The sequence below is a fragment of the Streptomyces sp. NPDC002776 genome (assembly GCF_053592195.1).
The window spans coordinates 133,157-153,593 of record NZ_JBSFVG010000009.1 but is presented as its reverse complement, the minus strand read 5'-3'; the positions used below and the strand labels follow the sequence as shown (position 1 = coordinate 153,593).

The window sequence follows — 20,437 nt, the reverse complement described above, 5'->3', positions numbered from 1 at the left end:
TCCTCAGCGGACCGAGGCGGTGTCCGAGGCGGTGTCCGGCGCGGCGTCCCGCTCGGAGGACGTGGCGCCGATCTGGGCGAGGTCGCGATGGCGGGTCTCGCGGGCCACCAGGACGGCCACCAGGGTGATGGCCACCGCGGCCAGCAGGTACAGCGAGATCAGGGTCGAGCCGTCGGACTTCACCAGCAGCGCCGTCGCGATGAGCGGTGCCGGAGCACCGGCCACGACGGAGGCGAACTGCGCGCCGATCGAGGCGCCCGAGTAGCGCATCCGCGTCGCGAACATCTCGGAGAAGAACGCCGCCTGCGGCGCGTACATCGCCCCGTGGAAGACCAGACCCACCGTCACCGCGACGATCAGCAGGCCGAAGCTCTCGGTGTCGACGAGGGCGAAGAAGGGGAACGCCCAGCCGCCCATCCCGAGCGCGCCCAGCAGGTACACCGGACGCCGGCCCCACACGTCGGACAGCGCGCCCCAGCCCGGGATCACCGCGAAGTGGATCGCGGAGGCGATCAGGACGGCGTTCAGGGCGGTCTGCTTCTCCAGACCGGTGTGCTCCACGGCGTACACCAGGATGAAGGCCGTGATCACGTAGTAGGAGATGTTCTCCGCCATCCGCGCGCCCATCGCGATGAGCACGTCCTTCCAGTGGTGCCGCAACACGGCGACCAGCGGCGCCTTCTCGACGACCTGCTCGGCCTTGCGGGCCTCGGCCTGCGCCAGCGCCGCCTTGAACACCGGCGACTCGTCCACCGACAGTCGGATCCACATGCCGACGATGACGAGGACGCCGGAGAGCAGGAACGGCACGCGCCAGCCCCAGGACTCGAAGGTGGCGTCGCTCTGCAGGGCGGTCAGCGCGGCCAGCACGCCGGTGGCGAGGAGCTGACCCGCGGGCGCCCCGGTCTGGGGCCACGAGGCCCAGAACCCGCGGCGCCGCGCGTCCCCGTGCTCGGAGACCAGCAGGACGGCGCCGCCCCACTCCCCGCCGAGCGCGAAGCCCTGGACCAGCCGCAGCACGGTCAGCAGCACCGGAGCGGCGGTGCCGATGGTGTCGTGCGTGGGCAGCAGTCCGATGGCGAAGGTGGCGCCGCCCATCAGCATCAGGCTGAGGACCAGCAGCTTCTTGCGTCCCAGCCGGTCGCCGTAGTGCCCGAAGACGAGCGCGCCGATGGGGCGGGCGGCGAAGCCCACGGCGTAGGTGAGGAAGGAGAGCAGGGTGCCGACCAGGGGGTCGGAGTCGGGGAAGAACAGCGTGTTGAAGACCAGGGCGGCGGCGGCACCGTACAGGAAGAAGTCGTACCACTCGATGGTGGTGCCGATGAGGCTCGCGGCGACGATGCGCTTGAGGCTGGCGGGGGTTGGTGGAGCGGTTGCTGCGGAGGCCATGTGCGCCACTTCCTCGTGTGCGGTGGGGACGGGTACGTGTCGGCACACCGTAGAAACCCGCAGGTGGAGCGCACATGTGGTGGGGCTACATAGTTTTGGGTCCGGTTATGCGTGGAGCCACCATGCCACGGTGCGTCCTCGGGATGTGACCTGAGTCACCCCAGGCTTTCCTTGGCGCCGACGCCCCTCCCGTGTCACTATTTCCGCACGCCTTCCCTGCCCGAAAACAGCCCAAGTCGGCTGTCTGCTTCGGGTAGTTGACCGGCACTTCCCCCGCACACTTCCTCCCGTAGCCCGGCCGATCGCGGCCGCGACCGGTGCTGTCCGGCAGCGACCGGGAGTTGCTCCTGCCCGCCTGACGCTTCGGCGGGCCTCCTGCAGTCCGCTGATCCGCCATCAGCGCACCGCTCCACTGCCCTTGCTGTCGAGACTCTGAGGAAGTGGATCCCCGATATGCCGAGGCTATGCAAGCCGGCGATGAACGCGCCCGAACACGTCATCACCCTGGAAGAGACCCTGGAGTTCGCGGAGCGAACGCACGCAGGCAAGCCCCAACTCCCGCTGGCGCTGCGGCTGATCCGCAACACCGGGGTCAAGAAGCGGCACCTCGTCCAGCCCATCGAGCAGACGCTCCACCACCCGGGCTTCGAGGCACGCAACCGCATCTACGAGGTCGAGTCCAAGAAGCGCACCCCCCAGGTCATCGAACAGGCCCTCGCCAACGCCGACCTGAGGACCCGTGACATCGACGCGATCATCTACGTGTCGTGCACCGGCTTTCTCATGCCGTCCCTGACCGCCTGGCTGATCAACAACCTCGGATTCCGCTCCGACACCCGGCAGATACCCATCGCCCAGCTCGGCTGCGCGGCGGGCGGAGCGGCCATCAACCGCGCCCACGACTTCTGCGCCGCCCACCCGGGCAGCAACGTCCTGATCGTCTCCTGCGAACTGTGCTCGCTGTGCTACCAGCCCGACGCGGACGACATCGGCTCGCTGCTCTCCGACGGCCTGTTCGGCGACGCGGTCGCCGCCGCCGTCGTACGGGGCGAGGGCGGTGTCGGCATCGACCTGGAGCGCAACGCCTCCTACCTCATCCCGGACACCGAGGACTGGATCAGTTACGCGGTCAAGGACACCGGATTCCACTTCCAGCTCGACCGCCGGGTGCCCGGCACCATGGAGCCGCTCGCCCCGGTCCTGCGCGAGCTGGCCAAGGACCACAGCTGGGACGCCGGAAAGCTCGACTTCTACATCATCCACGCCGGCGGTCCGCGCATCCTCGACGACCTCGCGAAGTTCCTCGACGTCGACCGCGAGGTGTTCCGGCACAGCTGGTCGACCCTCAACGAGTACGGCAACATCGCCAGCGCCGTCGTACTCGAAGCCGCTCGAAGGCTGTTCGAGGAGGAGCCCCCCGCGCCCGGTGCCACCGGTCTGATCGCGGGGTTCGGCCCCGGCATCACCGCCGAGATGGCGCTCGGCACCTGGGCGGCCGACGGCGTCCCGCAGACCTTCGCCTGAACGCGGCGCACACCTGAACGCAGCGCACACAGGAAGCGGAGTACATGACCGACCTCATCCTCCCGGCGGGCGCCGGGCGACAGCTGGTCACCCCGGCGCAGTCGGTGACCTTCAAGGCCACCCAGGAGATGGGCTCCTCGGTATCGATCTTCGAGGTGGTCGTGCCGCCCGGATTCGACGTCGGGGCCCATGTCCACCAGCGCTCCCAGGAGTTCTTCTACGTCCTGGAGGGCGAGCTCGACCTGCTGTGCTTCGAGCCGGTCGAGCGCACCGGCGACACCTGGCACCACTGGGAGTCCCCCAAGGGCGACCGGGTCGTCCGCGCCGCCGAGGGCAGCTGCATGTTCGTCCCGCCCGGCACCCCGCACGCGTTCCGCAACGCCACGGACAAGCCGGTGAAGATGCTCTTCCAGAGCTACCCCTCGCCCGAACACGAGGCGTACTTCGAGGAGATCGCCGAGATCTGGTCGCGCGGCACCGCCGTGGACCCCGCGGCCGTGGAGGCGATGCGCCGGCGCTACGACGTCGGCCAGATCACCCCGCTGCGCTTCCAGCCCCCGACGGCCGTCGGCATACCCGGCCAGAGCGAGAGGTGACCGCGATGCACCCCATCCCCCTCGTCCACGCCAGCCTCGGCGAGCGTGAACTCGACGCCGTCGCCGAGGTGTTCGCCTCCGGCTGGCCGGCCGGACAGGGTCCGCGCGGCAAGGCGCTGGAGGCCCAGCTGGCCGAGCAGTACGGCGTCGGGGACGCCGTCACGGCGAGCAACTGCGGCGCCGCGCTCCACCTGGCCCTCCTCGCGCTCGGCGTCGAACCGGGCGACGAGGTCATCGTCGCCGACTACACCTTCCCAGCGCCCGCGCAGGCCGTGCGGTACGTCGACGCCGTACCGGTCTTCGCCGACGTACGCGCCGACACCGGCACCGTCGACCCGCAGGCGGTCGCCGACCTGATCACGCCCCGCACCGTCGGGGTGATCGCGGTCGACACGCTCGGCCTGCCCGCCGACTACACGGAACTCCAGGCGATCGCCGACCGGCACGGCCTGTTCGTCGTCGAGGACGCCGCCTGCGCGGTCGGCGCCACCTACCAGGGCCGCCCGGCGGGCGCGCTCGCCGAGGTGGCCTGTCTGTCCTTCCACGGACGCAAGGGAGCCACCAGCGGTGAGGGCGGCGCGCTGCTCGCCCGGGACCCGAGGATCGGGGCGGACGCGCGGCTGCGGTCCTCCTTCGGCATCGGCAGCATCTTCGACCTGGGGAAGGTCGTCGGCCTGCCCATCCCGGAGTTCACCGAGATCGGCTACAACTACAAGCTCTCCGACATCGCCGCGGCGATCCTCCAGGTGCAACTGAGCCGGGTGGAGGAGCTGCTGGACCGCCGCAACGCCGTCGCCGCCCAGTACGGCGAACTCCTCGCCGACGAGGAGCTCCTGACGCTGCCGTACGTGCCCGGCGACCGTACCCATGCCTGGCAGTCGTACATCGTGACGCTGGACGCCGGCGTGGACCGCTCGGCGGTCGCCGCCGCACTGCGCGGGCAGGGCATCGGCTGCGGACAGGGCGCATGGGCGACCCATGTGCAGCCGGTGTTCCGGTCGGACCAGAAGTGCCCGGTCTCGGCGGACCTGTTCGCCCGCAACCTCGCCATCCCCATGCACGCGGAACTCACCCCGGACCAGGTCGAACGGGTCGCCGGCGCGCTGCGCGGCGCGCTGCGACCGGCGTCCGGCCGGACCCTGGGAGGGGCAGCATGACGAACCCGCAGCCGTCGCCCGACACCGTCATGCGACTGATCAACGGCTACTGGGCCACCGGCATCCTCGCCGCGTCGGCGACCCACTCGCTCTTCACCCATCTGGAGAACGGCGCGGACACGGCCGCCGAACTCGCCGACCGGGCCCGGATCTCCGAGCGGGGCGCACAGACCCTGCTCGACGGGCTGGTCAGCGTGGGCCTGGTGGAGCTGTCCGGCGGCCGGTACCGCAACACCGCCGAGGCGTCCGCCTACCTCGTCGACGGCAAGCCCGCCTCGCTGAGCAGCTTCGCCAAGCTGAAGCTGACCCACATGGGCAGCCTGGCCGACCTCGCCGAGGTGGTCCGGATCGGGGGACCGGTGGCCAAGTCGGTGGTGGAGGTGGCCAACAACCCGCACTGGGAAGGGATCGTCACGGCCATCGCCGCCCAGTCGATGCCCGCCGCGACGCTCGCGGCCGAACTGCTCGGGCTGGCCGACGCCGGTGCGGTCTCCGTCCTCGACGTCGGCGGCGGCTCGGGCGTCTACTCGGGCATCTGGCTGGAGACCAACCCCGAGGCCCGCGCCACCCAGCTCGACTGGGAGCCGATCAACGCCATCGCCCGCCGGCTGCTGACCGAGCGCGGCGTGGCCGACCGGTTCACCACCGTCGACGGCGACTTCCACAGCACCGACTTCGGCACCGCCGAGTTCGACGTCGCCGTGTACTCCCACATCGCCCACCAGGAGGGGCCGGAGAGCAACGTCGAGGTCTTCACCCGGCTCCGGCAGGCGCTCAAGCCCGGCGGCACCCTCGTCGTCAACGACTACGTCGTCGACGACGACCGCGGCGGCCCCGCCTTCCCGCTGATCTTCGCCGCCGAAATGCTCCTCAAGAGCAAGCAGGGCAGCACCTGGCGCCGCTGCGACTACCAGGAATGGCTGACCAAGGCCGGATTCACCAGCGTCTCCTTCCACTCGGCGCCGCCCGCCACCTTGGTCCTCGCCCGCTGAGCGACGCCCTCCACCCACGCCCCCCGAAGGAGGCAGCCCCGATGCAAGGCTCCGTGGCCTATCGATCGATCCAGAAGCGCGGTCTGCACATCGGCCTGCTGCCGGCCATGGCCGCGGCCGTCAACGGCTCGACGCCGCTCACGCTCGACCACGATCTGGACGTACTGCCCGAGACCGGCCGTCATCTGACGGCCGCTCAGCTCGCCGACATCGTCGACGACCTGGCCGCGCGGCTGTGGGCCGCCGGGGTGCGGCCCGACGAACACGTGGTGATCCACAAGAGGGCGAACGCCGATGTGTGGGTGCTGGCCTGTGCCACGTCCCGGATCGGCGCGGTGCCTGTGCTGCTGTCGCCCAGCCTGGACGCGGTGACGGTCGGTGCCCTGCTGCAGCGGGTCCACCGGCCGAACCTGCTCACCGACGAGCACAAGCTCGACGCGCTCGCCGAACTGCCCCTGGCCGACCTCACCCGGGAAGTGATCGTCGTCAACGGCGAGCGGGAAGGGGCCGTCTCGCTGTCCCGGCTCGCCGAGGCACCGCGGGTCAAGCCTGTCGTGCGGCCCATCGACGAGGCCGCCGTGATCACCCACACCTCCGGCACCACCGGAGTGCCCAAGCTGGTCGTGCACACGCCCCGCACCCAGGGCATCCGGCTCAAGCCGCAGTGGCGGCTGCTCTCCCTCATGCGGCAGCGGGAGAGCGTGGCCATCGCCATCCCCTTCGTGCACTCCCGGAACGTCGCCGCGATGGCCCTGGCCCTCCTGAAGGAGATGCCGGTGCTGCTGATGAACGAGTCGGACCCGGACACGGTCGCCGAACTGCTCCTGGAGAACCGGCCCGGACTCATCGAGGCGCTGCCCAACTCGCTGATGGCGTGGGAAGGTCTGGCCGAGGACCCGCGCAGGCCGTTCGCCTCGGTGAAGTACTTCAGCAGCACCTTCGACGCGATCCACCCGCGGACGATGAGCCGGCTGCTGAAGGCGTCCGACCGGCCGGGCGCCCTGTTCTTCCAGATCTACGGGCAGAGCGAGGTCGGCCCCGCCGTCGGCCGCGCCTACTTCCGGCACTCCGCCCACAAGGCCAACGGCCGCTGCGTGGGCTGGCAGATGCCGCTCGGCTCGGCGAAGGTCCGCGTCGTCAGCCGCGACGGCACCCGGCCCACCGAACTCAACCCCGGCCGCATCCAGGTCTCCTGGCCCGGCCTCGCCAAGACGTACTTCGGCGAGCAGGACCGCTACGACGGCAACCGCGAGGGCGACTGGTGGCCGACCGGAGACGTCGGCTACTTCACCAGGTTCGGCTGTCTGCACATGCTCGACCGCGAGGTCGACATGATCCCCGGGCTGCGCAGCTCCCTGGAGGTCGAGGACCTGGTCCTCGACAAGATGCCCGAACTGAGCGAGCTGGTGGTGGTCCACGGCCCCGACGCCGAGGCCGTCCCGGTGCTGTGCACCCACGGCGACCGGCCGCTCGACCTCGGCCGGTGGCGCGCGGCCGTCGCCGACTTCCCGCAGCTGGCCGACCCGGTCCAGATCCCTGAGGCCGAACTCCCGCGCACCGGGACCTTGAAGGTGCAGCGCCTCGCGCTGGCGGACCGGCTCAAGAACAGGCGCAAGTGAACAAGGACCACAGGATCCGAGACTGAACTCTTGGGAGCAATGATGTCGGGTGCAGTCGATGTCTCGGTGGAGGGTTTCCTCTCCGCCATCGAGAAGTCAGCCGGCCTGCTGGACGTGACCGCTTCGCGCGAGGTCGTCCGGCCCATTCTGGCCGCGTTCGAAGAACAACTCGCCGAGGCGGTGATCGCCTTCAGGGTGGCCACCAACGCACGGCACGAAGGAGATCTCGACGCGCGTTTCACGCTGCCCAAGGAGACCGACCCCTACGAAGTCGCCCTGGCCAAGGGCCTGATGGAAAAGCCGGAGCACCCCATCGCGGGCCTGCTCCCGGACCTCCGGCAGCTGTGCCCCATCGACAGTTACGGCATCGACTTCGGCGTCACGACCGGGTTCAAGAAGATCTGGGTGTACTTCCCGGCCGGGGAGCACGAGACCCTGGACCGGCTCACCGGTCTGCCGTCGATGCCCCCGAGCCTGGCCGGGAACCTCGACTTCTTCACCCGATACGGCCTGGCCGACAAGGTGGACGTCATCGGCATCGACTACCGCAGCCGCACGATGAACGCCTACCTGAGGGCGCCCGCGGAATGCTACGAGAAGGAAACCGTCCTCGCGATGCACCGGGACCTCGGCCTGCCGAGCCCGAGTGAGCAGATGTTCGCCTTCTGCGAGAAGTCGTTCGGCATCTACACCACCCACAACTGGGACTCCCCGGACATCGAGCGGATTTCCTACGGGGTGAAGACCGACGACCCGATGGCGTATTTCGCACGGCTCGGCACCAGGATCGAGCATTTCGTGAAGAGCGTTCCGTACGGCGTCGACAACCCCAAGATGGTCTACGCCGCCGTGACGTCCTCCGGCGAGGAGTACTACAAGCTCCAGTCCTACTACCGCTGGCGCCCCGTCAGCCGTCTCAACGCCGCTTACATCGCCGCGCGCGACAAGGTGTAGGAGGAATGACGGCGATGAGTGAGCAGAGCGGCCCGGAATTCCGGTTCAGCCGGATGGAAAGCCTCCTCAGAGGCCGCCGGCTGCGCCGCCTGACCGTCGACGGTGTCGACGCCGTATTCGTCCGGGACCCGGTGCTGGTCCGCGGGATCCTGGTGAGCGACAGCAAGAACTACGGCAAGGGCGAACTCTTCCGCAAGGCCAGGAACCTCAGCCGGGTCGGCATGCTCTCCGAGGACGAGGCCATGCACCGGCACTACCGGCGGCTGGCCCATCCCTTCCTGCGGTCGGCGAAGGTCGACGAGTACGTCCCCACGATGCGCGAGATCGTCCGTGACGTCGTCTGCGCCTGGCGCCCGGGCGAAGTCGTGGACGTCCAGGCCGAGATGTGCCGGATCACCTGCACGATCTCGGTCAGCACGCTCATCCCCGGACTCGCTCCGGGGACGACGGCCGCACTCGGCGAGCGGCTGTCCGCCCTGGCCTGGGAAATGATCAGGAAGCCGCTGTACGGGAGTTCGGCGGCCCGGGCGGCGCGGCCGGGGGCGTCCCGACGGCTGTCCCGGGCGCGCACGGAGTTCCGGGACCTGCTCGCCTCCTGCATCGAGGACCTGCCGAACCGGCCCGAAGGCACGGGCGGTTACCTCGCCGCACTCCTCGCGGACCGCGACGAGACGGGGAAGCCCCTCCTCACCCCGGAGCAGGTGTGCGAGGAGGCGGTCATGATGATGACCGCGGCCACGGTCACCACCGCCTCCGTCATGTCCTGGGCGCTGTATGTGCTGTCCAGGAACCCCCTGGCCGAGGAGCGGCTCCTCAAGGACCTGGCGCGCAGCGGCAGTACCGCCCAGGCGCCCGACGCGCCCGGCTACACCCTGCGGTTCCTGATGGAGATCCTGCGGCTCTATCCGCCGGTGTGGATCTCCTGCCGCAAGACCCTCGCGGACGTCACGCTCGGCGACCATGCGCTGCCCGCGGGCACGAACGTGGTGTTCAGCTCGTATCTGCTGCACCGCGACCCGGAGTGCTACGCCGATCCGCACCGGTTCGATCCCGACCGCTGGATCTCCCTCAACCCCGGCAAGGTCGACGCCTCCTACATCCCCTTCGGCATCGGCTCCAAGGGCTGCGTCGGGGAGATGTTCGCCTGGCAGGAACTCCAGGTCATCCTCGACGGCGTGACCCGGGAATGGAAGCTCGCCACCGAGCCCGGCAACCAGATCCGCACCGCGCCGGAGACCACGCTCCATCCCCGCCGCCTGCTCATGGTCCCCCAGCCCCGCTGACCGCGGAAACGACAAGGGAGTTGAGTGCTGTGACTCTGTCCACGTCGGCGGAGGGGGCGCCGACCGACCGCCGGGCCGGTTCCGTCGGCACCGGCCGCGCCCACGCCAAGGCCCTTCTGCTCGGGGAACACGCCGTCGTCTACGGGGCTCCGGCGCTTGCCGTTCCCGTACCGCAGCTGACGGTCACCGCCACCGCCCGGGTCACCGACGGACCGGGCGGGGTGTCCTTCACGATGATCGGCTCCCCGTCCCGGCCGATGGTCACGCAGGCGTCCGACGGGCTGCGCCGGCTGATCACCGAGTTCATGGCGGCCACGGGCGTGGACGGCAGCCCGCACCTGGAGGTGACCGTCGACGGGGCCATCCCGCACGGCCGCGGACTCGGCTCCAGCGCGGCCTGCGCCCGCGCCGTCGTCCACGCCCTCGCCGACCTCCACGACCGCCAGGTCACGGAGAACGAGACGTTCGACCTGGTCCAGACGGCCGAGAACATGGCGCACGGCCGCTCCAGCGGCGTCGACGCCCGCACGGTGGGCGCCGCCGGACCCCTGCTGTTCCAGAAGGGCGAGGCGCAGGAACTGGCCATCGGCTGCTACGGCCTGCTCGTCATCGCCGACAGCGGTGTCGTCGGCCGTACGAAGGACGCGGTCGAGCTGCTGCGGGAGGGATTCGCGCGGCACGCCGGAGCGCGGGAGAGATTCGTGGACCGCGCCTCGCGGCTCACCGAGGAGGCCCGGTACGCCCTCGCGGACGGCAGACCGGAGGAGCTCGGCGCACGGCTGACGGACTATCACGATCTGCTGCGGGCGGCCGGACTCAGCACCAACGGCATCGACGCCCTGGTGGAGGCCGCGCTCACGGCGGGCAGCCTCGGAGCCAAGATCACCGGCGGTGGCCTGGGCGGCTGCGTCCTCGCCCTGACGCGCGGGGAGCAGGCCGGTGACGTCATCCAGGAGCTGTACGCCGCAGGTGCCGTGCAGACCTGGGTCGTACCGCTGAGAGGGCCGGGCGAGTATGCGCGCTGACCTTCCCACCCCCCTCGCCGCCCAGCGGGAGCGGCACACCGCAGGACGGGCCACCGCCGTCGCGCACCCGAACATCGCGCTGATCAAGTACTGGGGCAAGCGGGACGAACACCTGGTCCTGCCCCGCACCGACAGCCTGTCGATGACCCTGGACGTCTTCCCCACGACCACCTCCGTCCGCCTCGACCCCGACGCCGGGCACGACGTGGTGACCCTCAACGGCAGCTCCGCCGGGGGCGAGCCGCTGCGCCGCGTCGTCGGCTTCCTGGACCTGGTGCGGGCCCGGGCCGGGAGCACGCACCGGGCCGTGGTGGACAGCGAGAACACCGTCCCCACCGGCGCCGGCCTCGCCTCGTCCGCCAGCGGGTTCGCCGCCCTCGCCGTCGCCGCGGCGGCCGCGTACGGCCTCGGCCTCGACGCCACCGCCCTGTCCCGGCTCGCCCGGCGCGGCTCCGGATCGGCGTCCCGGTCGGTCTTCGGGGGCTTCGCGGTGTGGCACGCGGGCTCCGGCACCGCGCAGGAGGCCGACCTCGGCTCCTACGCCGAACCCGTGCCCACGGGAGACCTCGACCCGGCCCTGGTGGTCGCCGTCGTCGACGCGGGCCCCAAGCCCGTCTCCAGCCGGACGGCCATGCGGCGCACCGTCGACACCTCCCCGCTCTACGAGCCATGGGCGCTCTCCAGCGAGGCCGACCTGGCCGAGATGCGGACGGCCCTGCTCGCCGGTGACATCGAGGCGGTCGGGGAGATCGCGGAACGCAACGCCCTCGGCATGCACGCCACCATGCTCGCGGCCCGTCCGGCGGTCCGCTATCTGGCGCCGGCCGGCCTGACCGTCCTCGACGCCGTCCTGAGGCTCCGCCAGGACGGCGTCCCGGCCTACGCCACCATGGACGCCGGACCCAACGTCAAGGTGCTGTGCCGCCGCGCGGACGCCGCCCGCGTCGCCGAGGCGGTGCGGGCGGCCGCCCCCGACGGCTCGGTGCACATCGCCGGACCCGGCCCGGGTGCGCGCCTGTCGGGCGAGGACGGCCGGTGATCCGGCGGAGCGCTCCGGGCAAGCTGTTCATCGCGGGGGAGTACGCGGTCGTCGAGCCCGGGAACCCGGCGATCCTCGTCGCGGTCGACCGGTACGTCACCGTCACGGTGACCGACCCGGCCGAGCCGGGCGTCGAGATCACCTCCGACCTCGGCCCGGCCGGCGCGCGCCTGCGGTGGCGGGAGGGCCGGCTCGGCCCGCACACCGGACTCACCCATGTGCTGTCCGCCATCGAGACCGTCGCCGACCTGCTGGCCGAACGCGGCCGTGCGGCACCTGAGTTCGGCCTGTCCGTCGTCAGCGGCCTGCACGACCGCGGCACCAAGTACGGCCTGGGATCCAGCGGCGCGGTGACCGTGGCCAGCGTGGCCGCCGTCGCCGCGTACTGCGGACTCACCCTGTCCGACGAGGAACGGTTCCGGCTCGCCCTGCTCGCCACCGCCCGGCTCGACCCCAAGGGCTCCGGCGGCGACCTCGCCGCCAGCACCTGGGGCGGCTGGATCGTCTACCGGGCGCCCGACCGGGCCGCCGTCCGGGACCTCGCCCGCGACCACGGCGTCGAGGCGGCCCTGCGAGCGCCCTGGCCCGGCTTCGACGTACGGCCGCTGCCGCCGCCCGAAGAGCTCTCCCTGGAGGTCGGCTGGACCGGAGACCCGGCCTCGACGGCGTCCCTGGTGTCCGAGCTGCACCGGCGTCCCTGGCGAGGAACCGCCGCCCACCGGCGGTTCGTCCGCGCCACCACCGACTGCGTGCACGCGGCGGCCGAGGCACTGGAGCGCGGCGACGGACCGGAGCTGATGGCCCGCGTCCGGCAGGCCCGCCGGGAGCTGGCGCTGCTGGACGACGAGGCCGCCCTCGGTGTCTTCACACCCCGGCTCACCGCGCTGTGCGAGGCCGCCGAAGCCGTCGGAGGCGCGGCCAAGCCCTCCGGCGCGGGCGGCGGCGACTGCGGCATCGCGCTGCTGGACGCCGGCGCCCCACGGGACATCGCCCGACTGCGCGAACGGTGGGCCTCGGCCGGGGTGACGCCCCTGCCGATCCGTCCCGCCGCGGAAGGAGACCAGCCATGATCGCTCAACGCAAGGACGACCATGTCCGCCTCGCTGTCGAGCAGCAGCAACAGCACAGCGGACGCAACCAGTTCGACGAGATCTCCTTCGTCCACCACGCCCTGGCCGGCCTCGACCGGCCCGAGGTCTCCCTCGCCACCACCTTCGCCGGCCTGTCCTGGCCGGTGCCGCTGTACATCAACGCCATGACCGGCGGCAGCGAGCGCACCGGCGCCATCAACCGGGACCTGGGCATCGCCGCCCGCGAGACCGGCGTGCCCATCGCGTCCGGCTCCATGAGCGCCTACTTCAAGGACCCCGGCTGCGCGGGAACGTTCAGCGTGCTGCGCGAGGAGAACCCGGACGGGTTCGTCATCGCCAACGTCAACGCCACGGCCTCCGTCGACAGGGCGCGCCGCGCCGTCGACCTGCTGCGCGCCGACGCCCTGCAGATCCACGTCAACACCGTGCAGGAAACCGTGATGCCGGAAGGGGACCGCTCCTTCGCGTCCTGGGTGCCGCAGATCGAGCGGATCGCGGCCGGCGTAGACGTCCCGGTGATCGTCAAGGAGGTCGGCTTCGGGCTGAGCCGCGAGACCGTGCGCCTGCTGGACAGCCTCGGCGTACGGATCGCCGACCTCGGCGGCCGGGGCGGCACCGACTTCGCCCGTATCGAGAACGGCCGCCGAGAACTCGCCGACTACTCCTGGCTCAACGGCTGGGGACAGTCCACCGCCGCCTGTCTGCTGGACGCGCAGGACGCCCCGATCCCCGTCCTCGCCTCCGGCGGGGTGCGCCACCCCCTCGACGTGGCCCGCGCGCTGGCGCTCGGCGCGTCCGGCGTCGGCGTCTCCGGCACCTTCCTGCGCACGCTCCTCGACGACGGAGTGGCGGCGCTGATCGCACGGATCCGGGCCTGGCTCGACCAACTGGCCGCCCTCCAGACCGTGCTGGGCGCCCCCACCCCCGCCGCACTGACCCACTGCGACCTGCTGATCCACGGCGAACTGCGTGACTTCTGCGCCGACCGGGGCATCGACACCCGGCCGCTCGCCCGCCGCTCCGGCAGCCTGACGTCCGCCACCAGATGACGGGAAACACACCATGACCGACAACGCGATCGCCGGGGTCCCGATGCGCTGGGTGGGCCCCCTGCGGATCTCGGGGAACGTGGCCACCACCGAGACCCCGGTCCCGCTCGCCACCTACGAGTCACCGCTGTGGCCCTCCGTGGGCCGCGGCGCGAAGGTCTCCATGCTCTGCGAGCGGGGCATCGTCGCCACCCTCGTCGACGAGCGCATGACCCGCTCGGTGCTCGTGGAGGCGCTGGACGCGCAGACGGCGCTGACGGCCGCGCGGACCATCGACTCCCGCATCGACGAGCTGCGCGAGGTGGTGCGCACCGGCAGCCGCTACGCCGAACTGATCGGCGTACGCCACGAGATCAACGCCAACCTGCTGTTCATCCGGTTCGAGTTCAGCACCGGCGACGCCTCCGGCCACAACATGGCCACCCTCGCCTCCGATGCGCTGCTCGGACACCTGCTGAAGACGATCCCGGGCATCGCCTACGGATCGATCTCCGGGAACTACTGCACCGACAAGAAGGCCACCGCGGTCAACGGCATCCTGGGCCGCGGCAAGAACGTGGTCACCGAACTGCTCGTCCCGCGGGACGTGGTCGAGGGAGTCCTGCGCACCACGGCTGCCGGGATCGTCGAGCTGAACATCCGCAAGAACCTGCTCGGCACCCTGCTCGCCGGCGGCATCCGCTCGGCCAACGCCCACTTCGCGAACATGCTGCTCGGCTTCTACCTGGCCACCGGACAGGACGCGGCGAACATCGTCGAGGGCTCCCAGGGCGTCGTCATGGCCGAGGACCGCGACGGCGACCTCTACTTCGCCTGCACCCTGCCCAACCTCATCGTCGGCTCGGTCGGCAACGGCAAGGGACTCGACTTCGTGGAGACGAACCTCGCCCGCCTCGGCTGCCTGGCCGACCGCGCCCCCGGCGAGAACGCCCGCCGCCTCGCCGTGATCGCGGCGGCCACGGTGCTCTGCGGTGAGCTCTCCCTGCTCGCCGCGCAGACCAACCCGGGCGAACTCATGCGCGCCCACGTGCAGTTGGAACGGGCCCACGAGACAGCGAAGGCAGGTGTCTAGGGACATGGCCGACGACCTCGCCACCGGCATCCACGATCTGTCGTTCGCGACCACCGAGTTCGTCCTCGCGCACACCGTGCTCGCCGAGCACAACGGCACCGACATCGGCAAGTACCACCACGGCATCGGCCAGCGGTCGATGAGCGTGCCCGCCGCCGACGAGGACATCGTCACCATGGCCGCGACCGCCGCCGCGCCGATCCTCCAGCGGCACGGCAGCGACGGGATCCGGACCGTCATCCTCGCCACGGAGTCCGCCATCGACCAGGCGAAGGCCGCCGGGATCTACGTCCACACCCTCCTCGGACTGCCCTCGGCCACCCGCGTCGTCGAACTCAAGCAGGCCTGCTACGGCGCGACGGCCGCCCTCCAGTTCGCCCTCGGCCTGGTGCGCCGCGACCCGGCGCAACGGGTCCTCGTGATCGCCGCGGACGTCTCCAAGTACGAGCTGGACAGCCCCGGCGAGGCCACCCAGGGCGCCGCCGCGGTGGCCATGCTGGTCGGCGCCGACCCCGCGCTGGTGCGCATCGAGGAGCCCTCGGGGGTGTTCACCGCCGACGTCATGGACTTCTGGCGGCCGAACTACCGCGAGGCAGCCCTGGTCGACGGACAGGAGTCCATCGGCGCCTACCTCCTGGCGGTGCAGGGCAGCTGGAAGGACTACACCGAGCAGGGCGGGCGCGCGCTCGACGAGTTCGCCGCGTTCTGCTACCACCAGCCGTTCACGAAGATGGCGTACAAGGCCCACCGCCAGCTCCTCAACTACTGCGGGCACGGCGTCGACGAGGACCGCGTCACCCGCGACCTCGGACTGACCACCGCCTACAACAACGTCATCGGCAACAGCTACACCGCCTCCGTGTACCTCGCCCTGGCCGCCCTGCTCGACCAAGCAGACGACCTGACTGGGCAGGCCGTCGGCTTCCTCAGCTACGGCTCCGGCAGCGTCGCCGAGTTCTTCGCCGGCACCGCCGTACCCGGATACCGGGACCACCTGCGCACCGAGGGGCACCGCGCGGCGATCGACCGGCGCACCGCCGTGGACTACGCCCGCTACCGGGGCCTGCACGAGCACTCCTTCCCGGCCGACGGCGGGGACCACCGCACCCCGGCCGAGACCACGGGACCCTTCCGGCTGGCGGCCGTGCGCGACCACAAGCGGATCTACGAGACGCGCTAGCCGGCCGTGCCGTATCCACACCGATCGAGGGGAAGACGGGCGCATGACCGAAGTCGGGGTGCTCGGTACGGGTGCTCATGTGCCGGACCGGGTCGTCTCCAATGACGAGGCCGGAGCCGCGGCGGGCGTCGACGACGCGTGGGTCGTCCGCAAGACCGCCATCCGCGAACGCCGCTGGGCCGCCCCCGGGCAGGCCACCTCGGACCTGGCCGCGGCCGCCGGACGGGACGCGCTGCGGTCGGCCGGCATCACCGCCGACCGGCTGACGGTGATCGTCGTCGCCACCTCCACACCCGACCGGCCCCAGCCGCCCACCGCCGCCCGGGTGCAGCACCTGCTCGGCGCCGTCGACGCGGCGGCGTTCGACGTCAACGCCGTCTGCTCCGGCGAGGTGTTCGCGCTCGCCGCGGCCGAGGGGATCCTGGCCCGAAGGGGCGGACACGCCCTGGTCATCGGCGCCGACGTGTACTCCCGCATCCTCAACCCGGCCGACCGCAGGACGGTCGTGCTGTTCGGCGACGGCGCCGGCGCGATGGTCCTGGGCCCGGGCCGGGGCGGCCGCGTCCGCGCGCTCGCCACCCACACCTTCGGGGAGCTGTCGGACCTGATCGAGGTGCCCGCCGGCGGCAGCAGGCTGCCCCTGGACGGGGCCGCCCTGGACGCCGGGCTGCAGTACTTCCGGATGGACGGCCGCGCGGTGCGCGGCTTCGTCGAGGACCGACTGCCCCTGCTGACCAAGCAGTTCCTCCACGAGAGCGGCATCGCCCCCGACGACATCGCCCACTTCGTCCCGCACCAGGCCAACGGTGTCCTGCTCGACACCCTGTTCGCCTCCCTGGCCCTGCCCAGGGCGACCATGCACCGCACCCTGACGCACTACGGCAACACCGGAGCCGCCTCCATCCCGATCACCCTCGCGGAAGCCGCCCGCGCCGAGGCCTTCCGAACCGGCGACCTGATCCTCCTCGCCGGTTTCGGCGGAGGCATGGCCGCGGGGTTCGCGCTGGTCGAGTGGTGAAGACACCGGCGGAAGCAGGAACCATGACAGCGAGACACTGCACGGTGGGCCTGATCGGCAGCGGCCCGCGCGGCCTCTCGGTGGTCGAACGGCTCTGCGCCAACGCCCGCGCGATGCCCGAGGGCAGCACGGTCCACGTCCATGTCGTCGACCCCTACCCGCCGGGCGCGGGGAAGGTGTGGCGCACCGACCAGTCCCGCCATCTGCTCATGAACACCGTGGCCGGACAGATATCGGTGTTCACCGACGCCTCCGTCGACCTGCGCGGCCCGCTGGAACCCGGCCCCAGCCTCCACGAGTGGGCCGAGGCGCTCCTCGCGGGCCGCCTCCGCCACGACTGCCCGCCCCATGTCCTGGACGAGGCCCGGCAGTTGGGCCCCGACACCTATCCGACCCGCGCCTTCTACGGCCGGTACCTGCGCTGGGCGTACCGGCACGTCGTCGACAACGCGCCCCCGGGGCTGCGCGTCACCTCGCACACCGCCCTCGCGGTCTCCCTCGACGACGACCCGGACGCCGAGAACCCCGCCCTCCAGCGGATCGTCCTCGACAACGGCACCGTCCTCACGGACCTGCACGCCGTGATCCTCTGCCTAGGGCATCTGCCCGCTCGCGCCGACACCGCCGAGCGGGAGTTCGGCGCCCGCTCGCGCCGGGCGGGACTGATTCACCTCGCCCCCGCCAACCCGGCCGACGTCGACCTCGACGTGCTGGCCCCCGGCACCAGGGTGCTGCTGCGCGGGCTCGGGCTGAACTTCTTCGACCACCTGGCCGAGCTCACCGCCGGCCGCGGCGGTTCCTTCTCACGGGCCGGAGGACGGCTCGTCTACCACCCCAGCGGCCGGGAGCCGCACCTGTACGCCGGGTCCCGGCGCGGCATCCCGTACCAGGCCCGGGGCGACAACGAGAAGGGCCCGCACGGCCGGCACGAGCCGCTGCTGCTCACCGCCGACCGCGTCGCGGAGCTGCGCCGCACCCACGCCCGCTCCGGACTCGACTTCCGCAAGGATCTGTGGCCCCTGATCTCCCGCGAGGTCGAGGCCGTCTACTACCGCACGGTGTTCACCTCTCGCGGGCACATCGCCCGGGCGCGGCAGCTCCAGGACGACTTCCTGGCGGCCGGACCGGGGGAGCGGGAGAAGGACGCCGTGCTGTCGGCGTACGGCATCAGCGAGAAGTACCGCTGGGACTGGGAACTGCTTGCCCGGCCCTACCGGGACCGGGAGTTCACCGGCCGCCGCGACTTCACCGACTGGCTCCTCGACCACCTGCGCAAGGACGTCGCCGAAGCCAGGTGCGGCAATGTCAGCGGTCCCCTCAAGGCCGCCCTGGACGTCCTGCGCGACCTGCGCAACGAGGTCCGGCTCGCCGTCGACCACGGGGGCCTGCACGGCGAGTCGTACCGCGCCGACCTGGACGCCTGGTACACCCCGCTCAACGCGTTCCTCTCCATCGGACCGCCCGCCCGGCGCGTCGAGGAGATGATCGCCCTGATCGAGGCCGGTGTGCTGCACGTGATCGGGCCCGGCCTGCGCGTGGCCGTCGACGGCACCGGGTACACAGCCGCCTCGCCGCTCGTGCCCGGCTCCGAGGTCCGGGCGGACGCCCTGGTCGAGGCCCGTCTGCCCGACATCACCCTGCGCCGCACCGGCGATCGGCTGCTGCGCGGGCTGCTCGCCACCGGACAGTGCGCCACCTACCGCATCCGCACCCGCTCCGGCGGCGCGTACGAGAGCGACGGACTCGCCGTCACCGGGCGGCCGTTCCACCTGATCGACGCGGCCGGACGGGCCCATCCCCGGCGCTTCGCCTTCGGCGTGCCCACGGAGTCGGTGCACTGGGTGACGGCCGCGGGCATCCGTCCCGGCGTGAACTCCGTGACCCTCACCGACTCCGACGCCATCGCCCGCGCGGCCCTCGCCTGCGCCGACCGGAAGACCACGGCATCCGGTGGCGGACGGGAAGCGCCCGCATCCGGCGGCGGCCAGGAAGCACCCACCGACCAAGGACTCACCCATGCCCACTGACACCGGTCCCACCGGCGACGCCGGTCTGCTGTCCCCGGTCTGGGCGGCCACCCCCGTCGTGGACGCGGTGCACGACGGGGCCTGGCTCCAGGCCATGCTGGACGCCGAGGCGGCACTCAGCCGGGCGCAGGCCCGCCTGGGCACCGTGCCCGTGGCCGCCGCACAGGTCATCACGGAGGCCGCGAGGGCCGACCGGCTCGACCTGGCCGCCCTGGCCCGGCAGGCACGCGAGTCCGCCAACCCCGTGGTGGCGCTGGTACGGGAGTTCACCGCGCTGGTCGCGGACCGGGACCCGGAGGCGGCCCGCTACGTGCACCGGGGCTCCACCAGCCAGGACATCCTCGACACCGCGACCGTCCTGGTGGTGAGCCGGGCCGTGCGGCTGATCCGCGCCGACCTCGAACGGGTCGAGCAGGCGCTGGCCGTGCTCGCCAGGGAGCACCGGGACACCCTGATCGCGGGCCGCACCCTGGCCCTGCACGCGGTGCCCACGACCTTCGGGCTCAAGGCGGCGGGCTGGCGCCATCTCGTCCTGGACGCGGTCCACAAGCTCGACGCGCTCAGCGCCGACGTCCAGCTCGGGGGCGCCGCCGGAACCCTCGCCGGCTACCTCGCCCACGCGCCCGGAGCCGACCCCGCCACCTACGTCCGCGACCTGACGGACGCCTTCGCGGCCGAACTGGGCCTGTCCGCACCCCTGTTGCCCTGGCACGTGCTGCGCACGCCCATGGTGGACACGGCCACGGCCGCCGCCTTCCTGTGCGGAGCTCTCGGCAAGATCGCCGTCGATGTGCTGTCGCTGACCCGCACCGAGGTGGGCGAGGTGCACGAGCCGGCGCCCAGCGGCCGGGGCGCGTCCTCGGCGATGCCGCACAAACGCAACCCCGTGCTCGCCACGGCCGTCAGGTCCGCCGCACTGCAGGCACCCCAGCTCGCCGCGACCGTTCTGGGCTGTCTGCCGAGCGAGGACGAACGGTCCGCCGGTGCCTGGCACGCCGAATGGGAGCCCCTGCGGGCCCTGTTGCGGCTGGCCGGGGGCGCCGCGCACCAGACGGTGGAACTCGTCTCCCACCTGTCCGTCGATCCGGAGCGGATGCGCGCCAACACCCGTATGACGGGGGGAGCGATCATCTCCGAGCGGATCGCCGCCGTACTCGCCCCCGCCCTCGGCAAGGGCCGGGCCCGTGATCTGCTGAACGAGGCGTCCGCCCGCTCGGCGAGCACCGGCGAGCCGCTGGCGGAGCTGCTGCGGCAGGACGGCGGGGCCTCGGCCGCCCTCGCCGACGCCCGGCTGTCCGACCTGTTCGAACCGGCGGCCTACACCGGCGCCGCGGGCCCGCTCGTCGACCGCGCCCTGTCCCGCCCCCTGCCCGTCCCGGGCCGGCCGACGAAGGACTAGGCGAAGGTCTGGCCACCACGACA

At 71.9% G+C, this 20,437-nt stretch carries 17 protein-coding genes; 16 read left to right on the top strand and 1 reads right to left on the bottom strand.

Translation table 11 applies throughout. From position 1 onward, the window contains the following. Positions 1-3: 3 nt before the first annotated feature. Positions 4-1,389, bottom strand: coding sequence for an MFS transporter (locus tag ACWD11_RS19915; RefSeq protein WP_451284437.1), 1,386 nt, complete (start codon positions 1,387-1,389; stop codon positions 4-6). A gap of 453 nt (positions 1,390-1,842) precedes the next feature. On the opposite strand from ACWD11_RS19915, the gene ACWD11_RS19910 reads away from it, so the two are divergent. From ACWD11_RS19910 to ACWD11_RS19835, 16 genes are read left to right on the top strand one after another with little or no spacing between them, the layout of a single operon-like run. Continuing rightward, positions 1,843-2,913 (top strand): type III polyketide synthase, encoded by a 1,071-nt coding sequence (locus tag ACWD11_RS19910; protein WP_389417835.1) that lies wholly within the window; start codon positions 1,843-1,845, stop codon positions 2,911-2,913. Between the two features lie 44 nt (positions 2,914-2,957). After that, positions 2,958-3,509, top strand: coding sequence for a cupin domain-containing protein (locus ACWD11_RS19905; protein ID WP_389417836.1), 552 nt, complete (start codon positions 2,958-2,960; stop codon positions 3,507-3,509). Positions 3,510-3,514: 5 nt separating this feature from the next. Beyond that, complete coding sequence (locus ACWD11_RS19900; protein ID WP_389417837.1) at positions 3,515-4,666, top strand: DegT/DnrJ/EryC1/StrS family aminotransferase; 1,152 nt, start codon at positions 3,515-3,517, stop codon at positions 4,664-4,666. Beyond that, positions 4,663-5,658, top strand: coding sequence for a methyltransferase (locus ACWD11_RS19895; protein WP_451284434.1), 996 nt, complete (start codon positions 4,663-4,665; stop codon positions 5,656-5,658). Before ACWD11_RS19900 ends, ACWD11_RS19895 begins: the two co-directional genes overlap by 4 nt. Positions 5,659-5,699: 41 nt before the next feature. After that, the gene (locus tag ACWD11_RS19890; RefSeq protein ID WP_451284432.1) at positions 5,700-7,277 is read left to right on the top strand and encodes a class I adenylate-forming enzyme family protein; all 1,578 of its coding nucleotides are present in this window, start codon (positions 5,700-5,702) and stop codon (positions 7,275-7,277) included. Between the two features lie 39 nt (positions 7,278-7,316). Beyond that, positions 7,317-8,231 carry an aromatic prenyltransferase gene (locus ACWD11_RS19885; protein WP_451284430.1) on the top strand — a complete coding sequence of 305 codons (915 nt, stop codon included), beginning with the start codon at positions 7,317-7,319 and terminating at the stop codon, positions 8,229-8,231. Positions 8,232-8,245: 14 nt separating this feature from the next. Then, positions 8,246-9,514, top strand: coding sequence for a cytochrome P450 (locus ACWD11_RS19880; protein ID WP_451284428.1), 1,269 nt, complete (start codon positions 8,246-8,248; stop codon positions 9,512-9,514). A 29-nt stretch (positions 9,515-9,543) separates the two neighbouring features. After that, positions 9,544-10,539 (top strand): mevalonate kinase, encoded by a 996-nt coding sequence (gene mvk / locus ACWD11_RS19875; RefSeq protein WP_451284426.1) that lies wholly within the window; start codon positions 9,544-9,546, stop codon positions 10,537-10,539. Then, positions 10,529-11,578 (top strand): diphosphomevalonate decarboxylase, encoded by a 1,050-nt coding sequence (gene mvaD, locus ACWD11_RS19870; RefSeq protein ID WP_389417843.1) that lies wholly within the window; start codon positions 10,529-10,531, stop codon positions 11,576-11,578. Before mvk ends, mvaD begins: the two co-directional genes overlap by 11 nt. Continuing rightward, positions 11,575-12,648: a phosphomevalonate kinase gene (locus ACWD11_RS19865; protein WP_389417844.1), complete on the top strand. Its 1,074-nt coding sequence runs from the start codon at positions 11,575-11,577 to the stop codon at positions 12,646-12,648. Before mvaD ends, ACWD11_RS19865 begins: the two co-directional genes overlap by 4 nt. After that, on the top strand, positions 12,645-13,718 hold the full coding sequence (fni, locus tag ACWD11_RS19860; RefSeq protein ID WP_451284423.1) for a type 2 isopentenyl-diphosphate Delta-isomerase: 1,074 nt from the start codon (positions 12,645-12,647) through the stop codon (positions 13,716-13,718). The genes ACWD11_RS19865 and fni overlap by 4 nt, the downstream gene beginning before the upstream one ends. Positions 13,719-13,731: 13 nt before the next feature. Then, positions 13,732-14,790, top strand: coding sequence for a hydroxymethylglutaryl-CoA reductase (locus tag ACWD11_RS19855; RefSeq protein ID WP_389417846.1), 1,059 nt, complete (start codon positions 13,732-13,734; stop codon positions 14,788-14,790). Positions 14,791-14,794: 4 nt separating this feature from the next. Next, the gene (locus ACWD11_RS19850) at positions 14,795-15,970 is read left to right on the top strand and encodes a hydroxymethylglutaryl-CoA synthase (RefSeq protein WP_451284421.1); all 1,176 of its coding nucleotides are present in this window, start codon (positions 14,795-14,797) and stop codon (positions 15,968-15,970) included. A gap of 43 nt (positions 15,971-16,013) precedes the next feature. Next, the gene (locus ACWD11_RS19845) at positions 16,014-16,988 is read left to right on the top strand and encodes a 3-oxoacyl-ACP synthase III family protein (RefSeq protein WP_451284420.1); all 975 of its coding nucleotides are present in this window, start codon (positions 16,014-16,016) and stop codon (positions 16,986-16,988) included. 23 nt (positions 16,989-17,011) lie between these two features. Beyond that, a complete protein-coding gene (locus ACWD11_RS19840; RefSeq protein WP_451284418.1) occupies positions 17,012-19,015 on the top strand; it encodes an FAD/NAD(P)-binding protein in 2,004 nt (667 codons plus the stop codon). Then, the gene (locus tag ACWD11_RS19835; protein ID WP_451284416.1) at positions 19,005-20,414 is read left to right on the top strand and encodes a class-II fumarase/aspartase family protein; all 1,410 of its coding nucleotides are present in this window, start codon (positions 19,005-19,007) and stop codon (positions 20,412-20,414) included. The genes ACWD11_RS19840 and ACWD11_RS19835 overlap by 11 nt, the downstream gene beginning before the upstream one ends. Positions 20,415-20,437: the final 23 nt, after the last annotated feature.